The 15,926-nt window shown below is 35.6% G+C and carries 15 protein-coding genes; 12 read left to right on the forward strand and 3 right to left on the reverse strand.

What is annotated here, in order from left to right; translation table 11 throughout:
- Nucleotides 1-39: 39 nt before the first annotated feature.
- Together ACVWXS_RS21145 and pxpB are read right to left on the reverse strand one after the other, a co-directional pair.
- Nucleotides 40-1,029 (reverse strand): 5-oxoprolinase subunit C family protein, encoded by a 990-nt coding sequence (locus ACVWXS_RS21145; protein WP_456960040.1) that lies wholly within the window; start codon nt 1,027-1,029, stop codon nt 40-42.
- A complete protein-coding gene (pxpB, locus tag ACVWXS_RS21150; protein ID WP_456960041.1) occupies nt 1,020-1,760 on the reverse strand; it encodes a 5-oxoprolinase subunit PxpB in 741 nt (246 codons plus the stop codon). The genes ACVWXS_RS21145 and pxpB overlap by 10 nt, the downstream gene beginning before the upstream one ends.
- Nucleotides 1,761-2,037: 277 nt before the next feature.
- Here pxpB and ACVWXS_RS21155 point away from each other — a divergent pair, with 277 nt between their 5' ends.
- The 9 genes from ACVWXS_RS21155 (at nt 2,038) to ACVWXS_RS21195 (ending at nt 12,635) form a co-directional block, all read left to right on the forward strand.
- A complete protein-coding gene (locus ACVWXS_RS21155) occupies nt 2,038-2,802 on the forward strand; it encodes a LamB/YcsF family protein (RefSeq protein WP_456960042.1) in 765 nt (254 codons plus the stop codon).
- 40 nt (nt 2,803-2,842) lie between these two features.
- Nucleotides 2,843-4,060, forward strand: coding sequence for an NRAMP family divalent metal transporter (locus ACVWXS_RS21160; protein WP_456960052.1), 1,218 nt, complete (start codon nt 2,843-2,845; stop codon nt 4,058-4,060).
- Between the two features lie 256 nt (nt 4,061-4,316).
- The gene (locus ACVWXS_RS21165) at nt 4,317-5,108 is read left to right on the forward strand and encodes a putative hydro-lyase (RefSeq protein ID WP_456960043.1); all 792 of its coding nucleotides are present in this window, start codon (nt 4,317-4,319) and stop codon (nt 5,106-5,108) included.
- A gap of 516 nt (nt 5,109-5,624) precedes the next feature.
- The gene (gene pdxR / locus ACVWXS_RS21170; RefSeq protein ID WP_456960044.1) at nt 5,625-7,055 is read left to right on the forward strand and encodes a MocR-like pyridoxine biosynthesis transcription factor PdxR; all 1,431 of its coding nucleotides are present in this window, start codon (nt 5,625-5,627) and stop codon (nt 7,053-7,055) included.
- Between the two features lie 253 nt (nt 7,056-7,308).
- Nucleotides 7,309-7,734 (forward strand): YfmQ family protein, encoded by a 426-nt coding sequence (locus ACVWXS_RS21175; RefSeq protein ID WP_456960045.1) that lies wholly within the window; start codon nt 7,309-7,311, stop codon nt 7,732-7,734.
- A gap of 312 nt (nt 7,735-8,046) precedes the next feature.
- Nucleotides 8,047-9,174 (forward strand): DUF4261 domain-containing protein, encoded by a 1,128-nt coding sequence (locus ACVWXS_RS21180; protein ID WP_456960046.1) that lies wholly within the window; start codon nt 8,047-8,049, stop codon nt 9,172-9,174.
- Nucleotides 9,175-9,360: 186 nt separating this feature from the next.
- Nucleotides 9,361-10,893: a thiol-activated cytolysin family protein gene (locus ACVWXS_RS21185; RefSeq protein WP_456960047.1), complete on the forward strand. Its 1,533-nt coding sequence runs from the start codon at nt 9,361-9,363 to the stop codon at nt 10,891-10,893.
- Between the two features lie 396 nt (nt 10,894-11,289).
- A complete protein-coding gene (locus ACVWXS_RS21190; RefSeq protein WP_456960048.1) occupies nt 11,290-11,997 on the forward strand; it encodes a DNA alkylation repair protein in 708 nt (235 codons plus the stop codon).
- 437 nt (nt 11,998-12,434) lie between these two features.
- Nucleotides 12,435-12,635, forward strand: a complete 201-nt coding sequence (locus ACVWXS_RS21195) for a hypothetical protein (RefSeq protein WP_368635727.1) — start codon at nt 12,435-12,437, stop codon at nt 12,633-12,635.
- 134 nt (nt 12,636-12,769) lie between these two features.
- Here ACVWXS_RS21195 and ACVWXS_RS21200 read toward each other — a convergent pair whose 3' ends face one another.
- Nucleotides 12,770-12,916 (reverse strand): hypothetical protein, encoded by a 147-nt coding sequence (locus ACVWXS_RS21200; RefSeq protein ID WP_456960049.1) that lies wholly within the window; start codon nt 12,914-12,916, stop codon nt 12,770-12,772.
- A 239-nt stretch (nt 12,917-13,155) separates the two neighbouring features.
- Here ACVWXS_RS21200 and ACVWXS_RS21205 point away from each other — a divergent pair, with 239 nt between their 5' ends.
- The 3 genes from ACVWXS_RS21205 to ACVWXS_RS21215 all read left to right on the forward strand — a co-directional run bounded on the left by ACVWXS_RS21205 (nt 13,156) and on the right by ACVWXS_RS21215 (nt 15,751).
- The gene (locus ACVWXS_RS21205) at nt 13,156-14,391 is read left to right on the forward strand and encodes a chloride channel protein (RefSeq protein ID WP_456960050.1); all 1,236 of its coding nucleotides are present in this window, start codon (nt 13,156-13,158) and stop codon (nt 14,389-14,391) included.
- 429 nt (nt 14,392-14,820) lie between these two features.
- Complete coding sequence (locus ACVWXS_RS21210; protein ID WP_402984524.1) at nt 14,821-15,198, forward strand: SET domain-containing protein; 378 nt, start codon at nt 14,821-14,823, stop codon at nt 15,196-15,198.
- Between the two features lie 265 nt (nt 15,199-15,463).
- Nucleotides 15,464-15,751 carry a hypothetical protein gene (locus ACVWXS_RS21215; RefSeq protein WP_068983827.1) on the forward strand — a complete coding sequence of 96 codons (288 nt, stop codon included), beginning with the start codon at nt 15,464-15,466 and terminating at the stop codon, nt 15,749-15,751.
- Nucleotides 15,752-15,926 lie beyond the last annotated feature (175 nt).

Below are 15,926 nucleotides of genomic sequence, written 5' to 3' on the forward strand. Positions count from 1 at the left end.
ACGAATTTTGGACGATAGAATAGCCTCTACTTATAGTTGCTATACCCTTTTTAAACGGAGCCCAAATGCTAATTCTTTTAGTTTTCTTTCTTGATGTATTAATGCCAATTGAGCTTCTTCAAGAGTGACCTCTTTAAAATAGACTCGACCAGTTGCTTGCATTTGTGCTAATGATGGTAAATCGGCAGAAATCACTTGTCCTATTTTAGGATAGCCACCAGTTGTTTGACGATCTGCCATTAAAATAATAGGTTGCCCATTGGCAGGCACTTGAATTGTTCCAAATGTAACCCCTTCGGATAATAATTCAAATGGCTCTTTTAATTGAATAGCCTCTCCTTCTAATCGATAGCCCATTCGATCTGCGTATGTTGTGATGGTGTAAGGCATTGAAAGGAAATTTTTTAAACTCTCCTCATCGAAATGCTGATATTCAGAGCCTCTTATGAAGCGGATTGTTTGCGTTTTTTTAAATGTAACAAAGGATGTGTAATCAGCTGACCAAGAAAGGTATGTTGGTTCTTTTTTTAATTGTTTAAAAAGATCCTCGCCTAACTCAGATCGTCTATCTAATTCAAAGACATCATTCTTCAGCAATTTTCTACCTTGAAATCCTCCAATTCCAGCACGTATGTAGGTGCTTTTACTGCTCATCACTTTGGGCACTTGAATTCCGCCACTAAACGATACGTAGGCTCGGCAACCACTAATCGCAGTATTAAATTTTAAAACAGATCCTTTTTGAATCAAAAGTGGTCGCCACATTGGTGCTTCTTTTCCGTCTATTGTAGGTTGTAAATTGCCACCTGTAATTGCGATCAGTTCATCAGTTTCAAATAAAAGGGTTGTTCCATAAAGCGTCACCTCAAGAGCGCCTTCTCCTTCCGAATTTCCAACAAGTAAATTCGCAATTCGTAAGGAAATTGAATCCATTGCTCCTCCGACAATAACACCAAACTTTTGTAGCCCATATCTTCCTAGGTCTTGAATGGTTGCCAGCATACCTGGCTGTAATACCTTTATGCCCATGTTTCCATCTCCCATTCGCTCTTATATTCTTCCAACGAAATTGGTACAAACTGAATTCGATCACCCGGTTGTAATAAGGTTGGAGGAGATTGTTCAGGTAGAAACAAACGAGAAGGTGTTCGTCCGATGATTTGCCATCCACCTGGAGTTTCTAATGGGTAAATCCCTGTTTGATTGCCCGCAATTCCAACAGATCCCGGAGTAATCGATAACCGTGGAGTTTCTTTGCGAGGTGTTGCAATTTGTCTGTCCATACCTCCCATAAACGGAAAACCTGGAGCAAAGCCTATCATGTAAACAAGATATTCTACAGAAGAGTGAATTTTAATGACTTCATTAGGTGTTAAACCATGATAAGAGGCTACAAATTCTAGATCTGGTCCCATTTCACCACCATATACTACAGGGATTTTTACCACACGTTCCTTCGTTGTTTCAACTATGTGAGATTGGTTCAATAAAGAAAGAATTGTTGCTTTCACCTTTTCGTAAGGTATTTCGCCTCCTTTTTCTATATTTGAAAAGTATACTTCAATCGGATTGTAATAAACTGTCACATTATTATAGGCAGGCACAACCTCGATGAATCCTTCAAATGGATTTCTCTCTAATAAATTTAATACACTTTTAACTTTGTTGTGAATTGCCTCACTGATTCCTTCACCTACATGTATGACTAGTGCAGAATCGCTTAAAGGTCTTATCTGTACATTCTCTTTTAAATTCAGCATAAAAATCATCTCCTGAAGTTTCGTAATTCGGTATATCAGTTTTAAATAACGGATTATTAATATTATATTTAAAGAATAAACAAAAACAAGTTTAATTTATATGAAAATTTTAAAAAAAATATTCTTTCTCAAAATTTTAAATTTATACTTTTCAGTAATTATAAAATATGTTAAGATTTTTTTAAATTTCAAAACTCAAGTTCCGAATATCGGTACAAAATAGTTGTAAACGTATTCATTGTAACTACTTTAGTGGGAAGAAAACGGGGGGAAGAAGATGTTTCGAGTTGATTTAAACTGTGATTTAGGGGAAAGTTTTGGTCGTTATCGACTTGGAGAGCAAGAAGAAATCTTAAAATATGTAACCTCTGCTAATATTGCTTGTGGATTCCATGCAGGAGATCCAACAGTCATGCGAGAGACAGTTAAGCTAGCCATTGCTAATGGTGTGAAAATCGGGGCACATCCAGGATTACCGGATTTAAATGGCTTTGGACGACGTGAGATGAACATCACACCACAGGAAGCCTATGATATGGTTATTTATCAAGTTGGAGCATTGCAAGGTTTTCTAACGACTTACAATGAAACCATGCAGCATGTTAAGCCGCATGGAGCACTTTATAATATGGCAGCTAAAAATCCAGCGATTGCTGAGGCAATTGCACAAGCCATTTATGATATTTCACCTTCACTTGTGTTATTCGGTCTCTCAGGTAGTGAATTAACAAAAGCTGGAGAAAAAGTAGGGCTTCAAACAGCTCATGAAGTGTTTGCAGATCGTACCTATCAGAAGGACGGTTCTTTAACATCTCGTAAACAACCTGATGCATTGATTACCGATAAGGAACAAGCTGTGAATCAGGTTGTGAGAATGGTGAAAGAGGGAATTGTGCTGTCACAGCAGCAAATCGAAATCCCATTACAGGCAAATACTATTTGTATTCATGGGGACGGGGAACATGCTGTAGAGTTTGCAAAATATATTCATTCAAGATTAGCAGAACATCAAATATCAGTACGTGCAATCAAGGAGGGGTAAGTCAATGGTAGCAAAAAAAACGGAAGTTAGTGAAGCAGCGATCGAGCAAGAGAAAAAAGGTAAATTTGTTAAGAAAACAGCAAGTAAAAGTGTGTTAATGGGAGCAGCCTTTTTAATGGCTACCTCATCTATAGGACCAGGTTTTTTAACACAAACGACAGTATTTACACAGCAATTAGCGGCTAGCTTTGGATTTGTCATTTTAATTTCATTGATTCTAGATATTGTCGCTCAGGTAAACGTTTGGCGAATCATTGCTGTTTCTGGCTTACGAGGGCAAGAAATTGCCAATAAGGTGTTACCTGGATTAGGTGTTCTCCTTGCAATTATGATTGTTATAGGTGGTTTAGCATTCAATATTGGTAACGTTGCTGGAGCTGGATTAGGGTTAAATGCAATGCTTGGCGTAGATCCAATTATGGGCGCCATTGTAAGTGCACTTTTTGCTATTTTTATATTTATCTATAAAGAAGCAGGGAAGGCAATGGACAAGGTTGCGCAAATAGCTGGCGGTGTCATGATTCTACTCATGCTATTCGTTGCTTTTAAAACGTCACCACCTGTAGGAGAAGCGATTGTGAACACTGTTTGGCCTAAAGAAATTAGCTGGTTTGCGATTGTAACTTTGGTTGGTGGATCAGTTGGAGGTTACATTACTTTTGCTGGTGGTCACCGCCTTTTGGATGCTGGCATCAAAGGACAAGAATCCTTGTCAGAAGTAACAAAAAGCTCTGTGACAGGGATTTTGATTACTGGCGTAATGCGTGTTGCTTTATTTTTAGCGGTTCTTGGTGTTGTTTCAAAAGGTTTAGTCATTGATCCTGCCAATCCACCTGCATCTGTTTTCCAACTAGCTGCGGGTAATATAGGTTATCGTATGTTTGGTATGATTATGTGGGCTGCAGCGATTACTTCTGTTGTAGGTGCAGCTTATACATCCGTTTCATTTATTCGTTCATTCCACCCTAACATTGATAAATATCATAATTGGGTGATTATAGCATTTATCATCATGTCAACAGCAACTTTTGCCTTGGTTGGTAAGCCTGTTAATGTGTTAATTTTGGTAGGTGCATTAAATGCACTGATTTTACCATTATCACTTGGCATTATATTAGTTGCTGCACACAAAAAAGAAATTGTTGGCACATATAAGCATCCACGTTGGTTAACTGTAACTGGAGCAATTGTAGTTGTTCTTATGGGATATCTCAGCATTATTACATTCATTGAACAAATTCCGAAAATTTTTAGTTAATCTAACAACCGACCATCCATGAGCATCTTTTCATGGATGGTTAATTTATCTTTATTCAGCAGAAGACTCCCACCTCTATAGGTGGTGAGATGAATGCGATTTTTGTACCTTTTCAGTGGGTATCCAAACACCTACTGAATAAAGATAAAAGCCTCCGGCGGATGTCACGGATTTTCAAAGGAATGAATTGTGCTGGCACAATTCAAAATCCGGACGCAATTACGCCAAGGCATAATTGATAAGGAGTGAATTGATGATGACAACATATAGTACTTTAGAGCCGAATGAGATCCGTAAACTTATTCGCAAGCAAGAAATTTCTGGACCAACTTCTGGCATGTCGATTGGGTTTACCCAAGCAAATTTAGTGATTTTGAAGAAAGAGCATGCCTTTGACTTTCTACTATTTTGTCAGCGAAATCCAAAGCCATGTCCATTATTAGACGTGACAGAACCTGGATCATTTATACCTTCAAAGATTGCTGAAAATGCAGATATTCGTAAGGACATTCCGAAATATCGTATTTATCGGGATGGTATTTTAACTGAAGAAGTATTAGATATTACAGATTATTGGGAAGAGGATATGGTAGGTTTTTTAATAGGGTGTAGCTTTACATTTGAAACACCTCTTCTTGAAGCAGGTATTCCAATAAGACATATTCAAGAAAGCTGTAATGTGCCAATGTATAAAACAACTATCGCGTGTGAAAAAGCAGGTGTGTTTGAAGGACCAACTGTTGTCAGTATGCGCCCTATGACACCCGAGGATGCGATTCGTGCAATCCAAATTACTTCGCGTTTTCCAAATGTGCACGGTGCACCCATTCATATTGGTAGTCCTGAACAAATAGGGATTACGGATATTTCAAAACCAGATTTCGGTGATGCCGTGTCCATTAAGCCAGGGGAAATACCAGTATTTTGGGCTTGTGGCGTAACCCCTCAAGCAGTAGCAATGGAAAGTAAACCTTCTATTATAATTACCCATGCACCGGGTCATATGCTAATCACTGATATTAAGGAAACAAGCTTGAGCATACTTTAAGGTATGTTCGAAGACATCTATTTATTTTCTTCATCAGTAAGCGTCAAGAGGTTGGGACAAAACCAATTTCACCAGCTTTGATTTTTTTCATAAAAAAAGGACTTACTTGGAACACCACAAAAACAACTTGAATATTGGGACATACAGTTTTATAACGTTAAACCTAGAGAAATAAGCACTTTTGCTAATGATTCAGTTTTACAGTACTCGGTAAGTCGAGTTTCTGTACGAATGGATTGTATGTGAAGGCGCTTTTTTCTTTGTCCAAAAAGAAGGGGATATTTGAAATAAAGCTTTACTATTCCGTTTTAACTTCTTTCAGCGGATTTCACGCTCATTGTACCATTGGTTATAAAATAGAAAATGATGATTGATTTTTTTTAGTGGATGGCTAGAATAACAATGAAGTGGATGGTTAAATACAATTGAAATAATATTAATATATAATCTTTTACCTGAAAAAACACTGCTAAAGAAGAAAGAGCAAGTTTGAAGGAACTAATGAGGTGAGTATAGTTGGATTGGAAACCTGATAGACAAGCGAAAAAAGCTATTTATAAACAACTCGCAGAATATATTGAAAAGGGAATTGCAGATGGTACATTTCCACCTGATAAACCATTACCATCAGAGAGATATTTAGCAAGTGCTCTAAGTTTAAACAGAAGTACTGTCGTTAATGCATATGATGAATTAGAATCGATGGGACTAATTGAAAGAAATAGAGGAAGCGGTACTACCATTAGTAAAGATATATGGGGTATAACAAAAAAACGGATTCCTAGCTGGAATAGGTATATTGAGGCGGGTTCTTTTTTACCTAGTCAACCTGTAACGCAAAAAATAAGAAAAGAAGCTGTTGAACATAAATTAATAAATTTAGCTTCCGGTGAATTGTCAGAAGAACTTTTCCCAAAAAGCTTTTTAAGCGAGATAACGTCAACACGTTCTTTTATTGGAAGCCTAGGATACGATCATCCACTGGGGAATGAAATCCTTAGAAATACCCTTACAAAACACGTAAAAAAAAGTCGGGGAATCGAAACTAATCCTTCTTCAATACTTATAACTTCAGGAGCGCAACAAGCATTACATTTAATTGTACAGTGTTTGTTAAAGCCTGGAGATGCAATAGCAATAGAAGATCCTTCCTACAATTATAATCTTCCAATTTTCAAATCAGCAGGTATAAAAGTACATTATCTACCTGTCGATAAGGATGGAATGAACCCAGAAGATTTGCTGTCATTATATAAAAAACACCGAATTAAAATGATTTTTTTAAATCCATATTTTCAAAATCCAACGGGCTCCTTATTGAATAAAAAGAAAAAAGAAGCGATTTTAGACATATCCTCAAAGTTTGGCATTCCAGTAGTAGAAGATGATCCGTATAGTTTAACAGCTTTTTCGGGAGAGAAAATCTCTACCCTTAAATCAATGGATAGGAATGGAAACGTATTATACATTAGTTCTTTGTCCAAAATTGTTGCCTCAGGATTAAGAATAGGGTGGATTATTGGCCCAACATCGGTCATTGAAAGATTATCCGATGCAAAACAACAAGTTGACTTCGGTCATTCTAGCTATACACAATGGATAGCGAATGATTTTTTAGAATCAGAAAATTTTCATATTCATATAAAAAGTTTAATTAAGGAATTAGAAAAAAGGAGAGATAAAATAATAAAAAGCCTTGATACTTATTTAAAAGATCAGGTGGAATATTCTATTCCTCAAGGTGGTATTCATATATGGTGTAAAATACTTAAAAATTATAATGAAATCCAATTGCTTGAAGAATCTATTAAAAGAGGCGTCATTTATGTTCCTGGTTCTACACTGGGATCCAAAGATGGATTTGTTCGATTTACTTTCGCAAAGGAAGATGAAGATTCAATAGATGAGGGAATCAAAAGGTTTGCAGAAGCTCTTAATAGTATGTAGACATGGGATGACTAAAAATGTGTTAGATTTGATGGTTTAATTTAAAATTTAAGGTGAATGGATGGTCAAAAAAGCTTCGAATTGGATGGTTATAAAAAAGATAAATCCCTTATCATTGAGAGGTAGGTGGTTAAACATCGATATAGCCTAATTACTAATTATTTTTTGTGAAATAATGTGCAATGTAGGTAATAATATAGTAATATAGTAAATGCTACTAAAATGATAAAATTTTTGAAAGAGTTGGTATGGTATGACAACAGGTTTGATTATTACGATAGTGATTGGATCTATTATTAAATTGTTAATGAGCCCTCCCAGTATAGTTGTGGGATGGGGGGTACGTAAATTTGAACTTCATAAAAAACTTGATTCAAAAGATGTTACGGTAACATTTAATGGAAAGAATTTAGAAGAGGAAGAAAAAAATAGATTTACAAACTATTTTAATAAAGCTTCATTTTTGAAAAAACACTATATATTTCCAGGTAATGAAAAATTCTTTTTACAGCCAGAGACTAATGTTACTCCATTTATCATGAACGTAAAAAGAGGCAAAAAAGATTTTAATTTCTTTGTTTTTAGTTACGACAATCACGTTGATGTAGTCAAGAAGTACAAGAAGAAGGTTGTTTCATATAGTATTAGTTCTGAACATCTACAAAATTTCACCGTTTGAACTACACATGCAAACCATTGAAAGAATAGGGATTCGGTCACTGACGTAGAATCCCTTTATTATTACTCCGAAAATTACGTGAATATTGTACCGAAATTATCTTCCAATTCAATTGAATGGAGGATTTTTTTATGACCAAAAAGTCGGGATTATATTGCTACTCATCCCAGCATTCAATAATCGATGAATGACTTCCTATAATAGAAATAGGAGTAATCTACCATAAGAGGAATAATTCTTGCTTCACTATTTCTTTCCATAAAAGCTGGTATAATAATGGTAGAATAATACATTCATAAAGGGGAGAAATTAATGACAGCTCAACAACAAGCAGCAATGCAATCCATGATTGAATGGCTTGCAGATGAACGCGAACTCGGGAGAGAACCTAGCAAAATAGAAATTGCTGGAGAATTTGATTTACATGATATGCACTACTATATATTCAGGTATAAAAAAGCAATGCTCGGAAAATGGCTCCTTGGCGTATGTGGAGGCTATGAGGACCCGTCTGACACCGAGCATTGCGGCCATATATTCAGCGAGATGCAACCTTATGACCCTGCGACTGCAGAGCAAGAAGCTGTAAAGATGGTAGAATTAATCCGAGAATATTGGATGCAGCAGGCCGCAGCATATGAAGCTGCCCAATCCATGGAGAACGAGGCGGAAACGCAAGACAATGGTTCTGGTATTTTTAACGGGTTCGTTCTGCTTAACTCTGCAGAATGTGATCTTGATCAGATAAAAGCCAACCTTTTGAATGATTGGAACATCACCTGCTCGTCAGAAGAGGATGATGAAAACGACGAAGAAACAAAGGAAGGAACCTTGGTCTTTGAGGTGGACGACTGCATGTTAGCAGTAAGTTTTGTCGATGCTCCCATACCAGATGGTGAGGCTGAGTATTATGCACAGGGAAACTATCTGTGGAAAGAAGCCGTGGAGGTTACCCAAACGCATGTAGCTCAAATCATTCTGGCTGTATTTACACGCTCGGGCTCCCCGCTGGACAGCGGCAGGCTATACACCAAGCTAGCGGCCAGTTGCCTAAAGCTACCTAACGCAATAGGGATCTATACATGCGGCACCGTATTTCAGCCTGAACTTTATCTAGATATGGCTGAAATGATGAAGGATGACGACATGTTCCCTTTACTGAATCTGGTTTATTTCGGCCTTGTCGGAACGGAAACCGGGGTCAATGGATATACCTATGGGCTAAAAGCCTTTGGCAAGGATGAAATTGAAATCCTGGACAGCCAAGCATCCCCTGAAGAGATGCGTGACTTTTTGATTACTATTTCCGGATATATTGTAGATGAGAACGTCACTTTAAGGGATGGAGAAACGATTGGCTTCTCAGCAGAGCAAAAGCTGCCGATTTCCCGTTCCGAGGGAGTTTATGTCGAGGGGGATACTCTCAAAATCAAATACTAGTCTCATTCCAAAAAGGCACCGTCACAAGTAGGTGTCTTTTTTTATTGCATAATCAAAAATACTTTGCTTAACTAATAGAGAATCACATCAAATGCACTACACGTCAACCGAAATATGAAACTAAACTACTATATTTATTTAAAATATTCTTGTGGTATAATTTCCTAAAAAAGGAGGAGGATTTTTTTGGGAAAGCGAAATTATTTTAAAGTAATAAAATTTTTAGTAAGTTTATCTGTTTGTTTATGCATTATTAATTATCCAATTATTTCCTTTGCTGAAACACTTGATACCAATTCAGCTAGTGAAAAAAGCAAACCTAATGACATTGATACTGGTATAGCAAACTTGAACTACAATAACAGCGAAGTTTTGGCAGTGAATGGTGATAAGATTAATAGTTTTGTTCCAAAAGAAGGTAAAAACTCAAAAGATAAATTTATAGTAGTTGAACGTAATAAAAAATCACTTACAACGTCACCGGTGGATATTTCAATTATCGATTCTATGGCGAATCGTACCTATCCAGGAGCATTACAACTTGCAAACAAAGCTTTTGTAGACAATCAACCTAGTTTATTGGTGGCCAAAAGAAAACCGCTAAATATTAGCATAGACTTACCTGGTATGAAAAGAGAAAATACTGTAACCGTGGATAATCCAACATATGGTAATGTATCTGGGGCAGTAGATGAGTTAGTATCTACTTGGAATGAAAAATATTCAACAACCCATACTTTACCTGCAAGACTACAATATTCAGAATCTATGGTTTATAGCAAATCTCAAATAGCAAGCACTCTGAATGTTAACGCCAAAGTTCTTGACAATTCACTGGGAATTGACTTTAATGCGATTGAAAGTGGAGAGAAAAAGGTGATGGTTGCGGCATATAAACAAATATTTTATACCGTAAGTGCAGAACTACCTAACAATCCATCAGACCTTTTTGATGATAGTGTTCTTTTTGAAGAGTTAACTCGTAAAGGAGTAAGTAATGATGCTCCTCCCGTTATGGTGTCAAATGTAGCTTATGGCAGAACAATTTATGTGAAATTAGAAACAAGCTCTAAGAGCAAGGATGTACAAGCTGCTTTTAAAGCCTTACTGAATGATGTCAATACCAATGTAGAAACTAGTGGACAGTACAAAGATATTTTTGAAGAAAGTTCCTTTACTGCTGTAGTATTAGGCGGAGATTCACAAGCGCATAATCAGGTTGTCTCAAAAGACTTTAATGATATTAGAAAAATAATTAAAGATAATGCAGAATTTAGTCTTAAAAATCCAGCATACCCAATATCATATACAAGTGTTTTCTTAAAGGATAATTCAATTGCTGCTGTTCATAACAATACAGATTATATCGAGACGACAACTACCGAATATTCTAAAGGAAGCATCAATCTTGATCATTCTGGTGCATATGTTGCTCAATTTGAAGTAGCCTGGGATGAATTTTCATATGATGAAAATGGAAATGAAGTACTATCCCATAAAACTTGGGATGGAAGCTGGAAAGATAAAACAGCTCATTTCTCTACAGTAATACCACTTCCGCCTAATTCAAAAAATATAAGAATTTATGCAAGAGAATGTACAGGTCTTGCATGGGAGTGGTGGAGAACAATTATTGATGAATACAATGTTCCATTATCGAATGAAATAAATGTTTCAATTGGAGGAACTACATTATACCCAACAGGTATTATTAATTAGGTATTAGTCATGAGAGGTACTTTCTCAAATATGATGTAGCTTCGTTTTAAGGTTTAACATTGAAATGAAAATTAATAATAAATGTATGTTTTGAAAAAGGTTGATCAAAACATGTTCGTACTTAATGTGCTAGATTAACTTCACTATAAAGATTGATAATTTGTAATAAAGTTTGATAAAATCACCTCGTTTTTTTCTAAGAGGTGATTTTTTTATTGGATATTTACGTTAAAATAGATTTGAAGATTGTGAAGAAATGTACTTAGACTAACGAAGCGGAATACTTGAATACGATTATGGTTAAAAAATCAGGAAGTATGGAAGACTTGATAAGGAATAGAAACTAGTTGGTTATCATTAAAAAAGTATTAATATTAAGGAAGGAAGTATAAAACTATGGATTTTAAAACAGTTATGCAGGAGCTTGAATCCCTCGGTAAGGAACGCACTAAAAAAATGTACATATCTAATGGTGCACACGAGCCTCTTTTTGGTGTGGCTACAGGTGCTATGAAACCAATCGCGAAGAAAATAAAAATAAATCAATCTTTAGCTGAAGAGCTTTATGCTACAGGTAACTATGATGCAATGTATTTTGCAGGCATCATAGCAGACCCAAAAGCTATGACTGAGCCGGATTTTGATCGTTGGATAGATGAAGCGTATTTTTATATGCTGTCTGATTATGTAGTGGCAGTAACTTTATCAGAGTCAGCTATTGCACAAGACGTTGCAGATAAATGGATTGCAAGCGGTGACGAGCTAAGAATGTCAGCGGGTTGGAGTTGCTACTGCTGGCTTTTAGGGAATCGCAAAGACAATGAATTTTCCGAAAGCAAGATTTCCAATATGCTTGATATTGTGAAAAATTCTATTCATAATTCGCCAGAAAGAACGAAATCTGCTATGAATAATTTTCTATACACAGTAGGACTTTCATATTTGCCACTACATGAAAAGGCTGTCGAGACCGCAAAGGAAGTAGGTATAGTAGAAGTCAAACGGGACAAGAAAAAAACAAGTTTCCTAAATGCTTACGAAAGTATTCAAAAAGAAATGGATAAAGGGAGAATCGGATTCAAACGCAAGTATGTTAGATGTTAAAATTAGCTTTGCATCGGTACGTTGATTCAAGAAGGGGTGAGTACCTGTTATTCGACTAATGGAGGCAGGTAAATTTAAATGTTTGATATTGAATTTCGATTGTTGAAAGTGTGATTTTTAAAGATTCGGTTCTTGAAACAATAATCTAATTTGACATAAACTTCAAGATAGGACTTGCATGATGATTATCCTTCATATCTGCAAGTCCTTTTGTTTGCGCATAGAAACTCCTGTAGCCCCACACATGGCGTGATAGCTCCTTTTAGACAACCTGTGCAATTTAATTACTTTCCTTCATTATCAACCCTCACAGATGCGTTAAATGCGATTGAGCTTATTGTATGGCCCTGGTATATCGGGCACGATTACTTGGTAAATAAGAATAATTTGTGTACAAAACGGAAATGAATATGTGTAAAATGTGGGAGTTGATGGTTATGGAATTTTATAAAGAAAAAGAAGTTTACTGCTATAGTTGTCGTAAAAAGACTGTATTTACATGTAAAGATGCACATAAAAAAAGTGGAGTAGATAGTCATTGTAGTGAGTGTTCGGGTATATGGTTTGAATGGCAAAATCGAGCGGTTGAGAGAGAAATGGAAAAGTGGGTTGAATATAACCAAAGACTCATAAATTAACACTTAGTAGTCTCATCGTCATAACGTGTGGCTGATTTCCGTTCCGACTGGACGCCTCTAAGAGAGCGCCTAGTCGGAACGGAAATCAGAGCCTTCTAATTAATTAGGATGGATAAAATAGTTAATCAACACACCTAATCGATTACTTTTTCTACACCATGTTCTACATAAGATTCTAAAACAACTTTATTTTCACGATTCAAGTAATAGTAATACGTTTTTGAATCACCTTCGATTTTAACGGAAACCATCCAATTTTTTGAACCGCTTAAATTTGCCATGAATGGCTCTGTTTTAAGAGAATCCTTTGAAAGTCCCTCGCTCTATTAAATAATCCATTACTGCTTTATAGGCAATCTATCTATTAGTTTGTTTAGATACTAGAGAGGAAAATACTAGCTCTTTCAGCACAAAGTCTAGTATAGTTATATGGGCATTATAAAAATGGCTGTATTTCAAATAAATATAGTTACTAACAAGAGAGTGTCTTAATATATGTATAAAAGTGGTGAATTTTGTATTGAATGAGAAGTATTTTAAAATAATCGGATTACTAGTTTATGGCTTAATTTTAAGTGGGATTATCGGTTTTATTTCTTCTGTTTTTTTAATAATAGTTAATGGCTTGGCAGATTTTTTATGGACTGACGTATCCAATACTTTAAAAGTACCCGCTATTTATACATTACTTTTATGTGTTTTTGGTGGTGTTTTAGTAGGCGTTAGCAAGTATAAGTGGGGGGGCCTGCCTCAAACGGCTAATGAAGCTATTGTTGAATTAAAAACAACTCAAAGAATGAACTATTCAAATGTAGGTCTCAATTTTTTAATTGCTTTTTTAATTTTAATTTTTGGTGCAAGTGTTGGTCCTGCAGCAGCCATATTAAGTTCTGTTATTGCGTTATCAGTATGGCAGGCAGATAAAATGCGTTACTTTTATTTTTCCTACAATGAATGGAAAAAGGAGTCTTGGTTAATTAGGCTAAAAAAATTTGCTTTACCTCATAATTACCTTATTCCCTATAATCCTGAACAGGCACCTAAAGAGAAAAAACTGCTTTTATTGAAGAAATTCTTATATATATTATTTATCATTAATGGAATAGTAACCTTTATGTTTTTTATTAAAATATCAGATCAACCTCCTTTTGTGACCAAGTTAGGCGAAACGAATTGGGGATTGGATGAATTGTATCTTTTTATTCCTTTTGTGTTGTTTGGTATTTTGTTTAGTAAACTTTATGAACTAATGGAAAGAGCAATGAATAAAATCTTTTCTAAAATCAACAATAAAATTATTTTAAGTGCTGTTATTGGTGGTATTGGGATTGGTTTGATGTCTTTAATCGCTCCTAAATTACTTTTTTCCGGTCAACTGTCTATGCAAGCTTTACCTAGTTTAGTACCGACACTTTCGATGGCTACATTAATTTTAGCATCTGTTTTAAAACTGATTTTTATGGAGTTTTGTTTTAAGTCAGGTTGGGTTGGTGGAAATGTTTTACCAGTTATCTTTGCTTCCATTTTACAGGGCTACGCGATCGCGACTTTTTTCCCGCAACTAGATATGCTTTTTATCGTAGCTGTTATTGGTGGTAGTGCTTCGATTGCTATTTTAAAGACACCTTTACTAGTTGGGATTTCTCTAATGCTATTTTTCCCAAAAGAGTTAGCCCCGGTTATATTAATTATTGTGTTTATTTTTATTTGGTTAAGTAAAATGAGTAAAAAAAATCCGCAAAAAGCAACTGCTTAATTTTAGTTGGGAACGCTAGACCAAACCAATTGAAAAGTGCTTTCGATCCTTAAGTATAAAGGGTTCGGAGCGCTTTTCCTTTAAATACGTTTGACAAGGATAGAAAATGAAAAGACTCTACACATTTTCTGCACAAACAAAAAGATTTTTTTGATAATCCTTGTTGATCTTCAATTTTTCGGGCTTATCACCAAAAGTTGTGGATGACATTTGTTAAATCATATGCCATGCATATAGGTTGATTGGAGTGGAGGCTGGACAGGAAAGCGCCCAGTCGGAACGGAAATCAACCACACGTTATAGTGATGAGTCATTATTCGGTGACACTAAAGGTGTTTAATTTAAAATAATTTCATTTTTTTAGAGCTCAATGTTCAAATTAATGTTACAGTTAGAAAGTAAATTTTATTAATGAGTAGGAGAACAAACATGATTGAAATAAAAACATCTCCATTAAGTGATGGAGAATTCAATAGAGGGGTATTTGCTACATGCGATATCCAAAAAGGAGAGCTTTTACATGAGGCACCTGTAATTGCTTATCCAAATGAAGAGCATCAATACATTGAGCAAACCTTGCTCGCTGATTACGCTTTTGAGTATGGCATAGGTCGTTCTGCGATCCTTCTTGGTTATGGAATGTTGTTTAATCATTCTTATGAACCAAATGCAACATATGAGATTAATTTTAGAAATCAAACATTTGACTTTTTTGCTTATAAAGATATAAAAGCTGGAGAAGAAATTCTAATCAATTATAATGGTGACGTTGATAACAAAGATGAACTGTGGTTTAATGAGGAATAAATGCCATGGTGATGAGTCGTCTACTTCAATAATTAATCATCTTTATATTGAATCCTGTAAGCATTGCTGCAAAACTTTCATATAATTAATATTACGAAACGCTTTAAATCCTTTAGTAGGGATTAAAGCGTTTTTTTATCAACGTTTATTCAGCGTGACCTTATCCGAATTGAAGTATCGAAGAAACGTGAGAAGCGAGAATTTATAGAAAAAGAGTTATAATATAATAGGAAGAAACTCAATATAAAGAGAGATGAATTTTTAAATGAATGAACAATTAGCTGATTGGATTACGCGTTTTCAAAAGGAGAAAGATATAGAGGCCCTCGCAAACTTAAAAGACTATTGCTACTATATGGTCGAACCTTTAATTGAGGAATTTACAGAGAAATACGGTGAAGATGCTGGGGAATTATTACGTTTAAAATGGGATAAGCGTTTTTATTTTATTTTTACAAAGTATCAATTAAATGTTGGGCTTCCTTTAGATACTTTCGTAAAAAATACGTATCGTTTTTATTTTATGCAGGTTTTAAAAAAGGCTGGTTATTGAACTAAATAGTAGGGGAGTGTTTCGTTAGAACACTGCTATATAAAAAACCCTTGTCTCGTGTAAGAACGAGTCAAGGGTTATTATGTGCGCCCGGCATGCGCATGAACTATAGGGTGTAAGTCCCGACCCCCGGAGACAGAAGTAGGGGATAGCCAAGAGCAAGGGTGTCCGTGGT

The organism is Lysinibacillus sp. TE18511, assembly GCF_054062295.1.

Coding starts and splice junctions, on each gene's coding strand:
- ACVWXS_RS21145 (WP_456960040.1), bottom strand. CDS start 1,029: ATGGGCATAAAGGTATTACAGCCAGGTATGCTGGCAACCATTCAAGAC.
- pxpB (WP_456960041.1), bottom strand. CDS start 1,760: ATGCTGAATTTAAAAGAGAATGTACAGATAAGACCTTTAAGCGATTCT.
- ACVWXS_RS21155 (WP_456960042.1), top strand. CDS start 2,038: ATGTTTCGAGTTGATTTAAACTGTGATTTAGGGGAAAGTTTTGGTCGT.
- ACVWXS_RS21165 (WP_456960043.1), top strand. CDS start 4,317: ATGACAACATATAGTACTTTAGAGCCGAATGAGATCCGTAAACTTATT.
- ACVWXS_RS21175 (WP_456960045.1), top strand. CDS start 7,309: ATGACAACAGGTTTGATTATTACGATAGTGATTGGATCTATTATTAAA.
- ACVWXS_RS21180 (WP_456960046.1), top strand. CDS start 8,047: ATGACAGCTCAACAACAAGCAGCAATGCAATCCATGATTGAATGGCTT.
- ACVWXS_RS21190 (WP_456960048.1), top strand. CDS start 11,290: ATGGATTTTAAAACAGTTATGCAGGAGCTTGAATCCCTCGGTAAGGAA.
- ACVWXS_RS21195 (WP_368635727.1), top strand. CDS start 12,435: ATGGAATTTTATAAAGAAAAAGAAGTTTACTGCTATAGTTGTCGTAAA.
- ACVWXS_RS21200 (WP_456960049.1), bottom strand. CDS start 12,916: ATGGCAAATTTAAGCGGTTCAAAAAATTGGATGGTTTCCGTTAAAATC.
- ACVWXS_RS21210 (WP_402984524.1), top strand. CDS start 14,821: ATGATTGAAATAAAAACATCTCCATTAAGTGATGGAGAATTCAATAGA.
- ACVWXS_RS21215 (WP_068983827.1), top strand. CDS start 15,464: ATGAATGAACAATTAGCTGATTGGATTACGCGTTTTCAAAAGGAGAAA.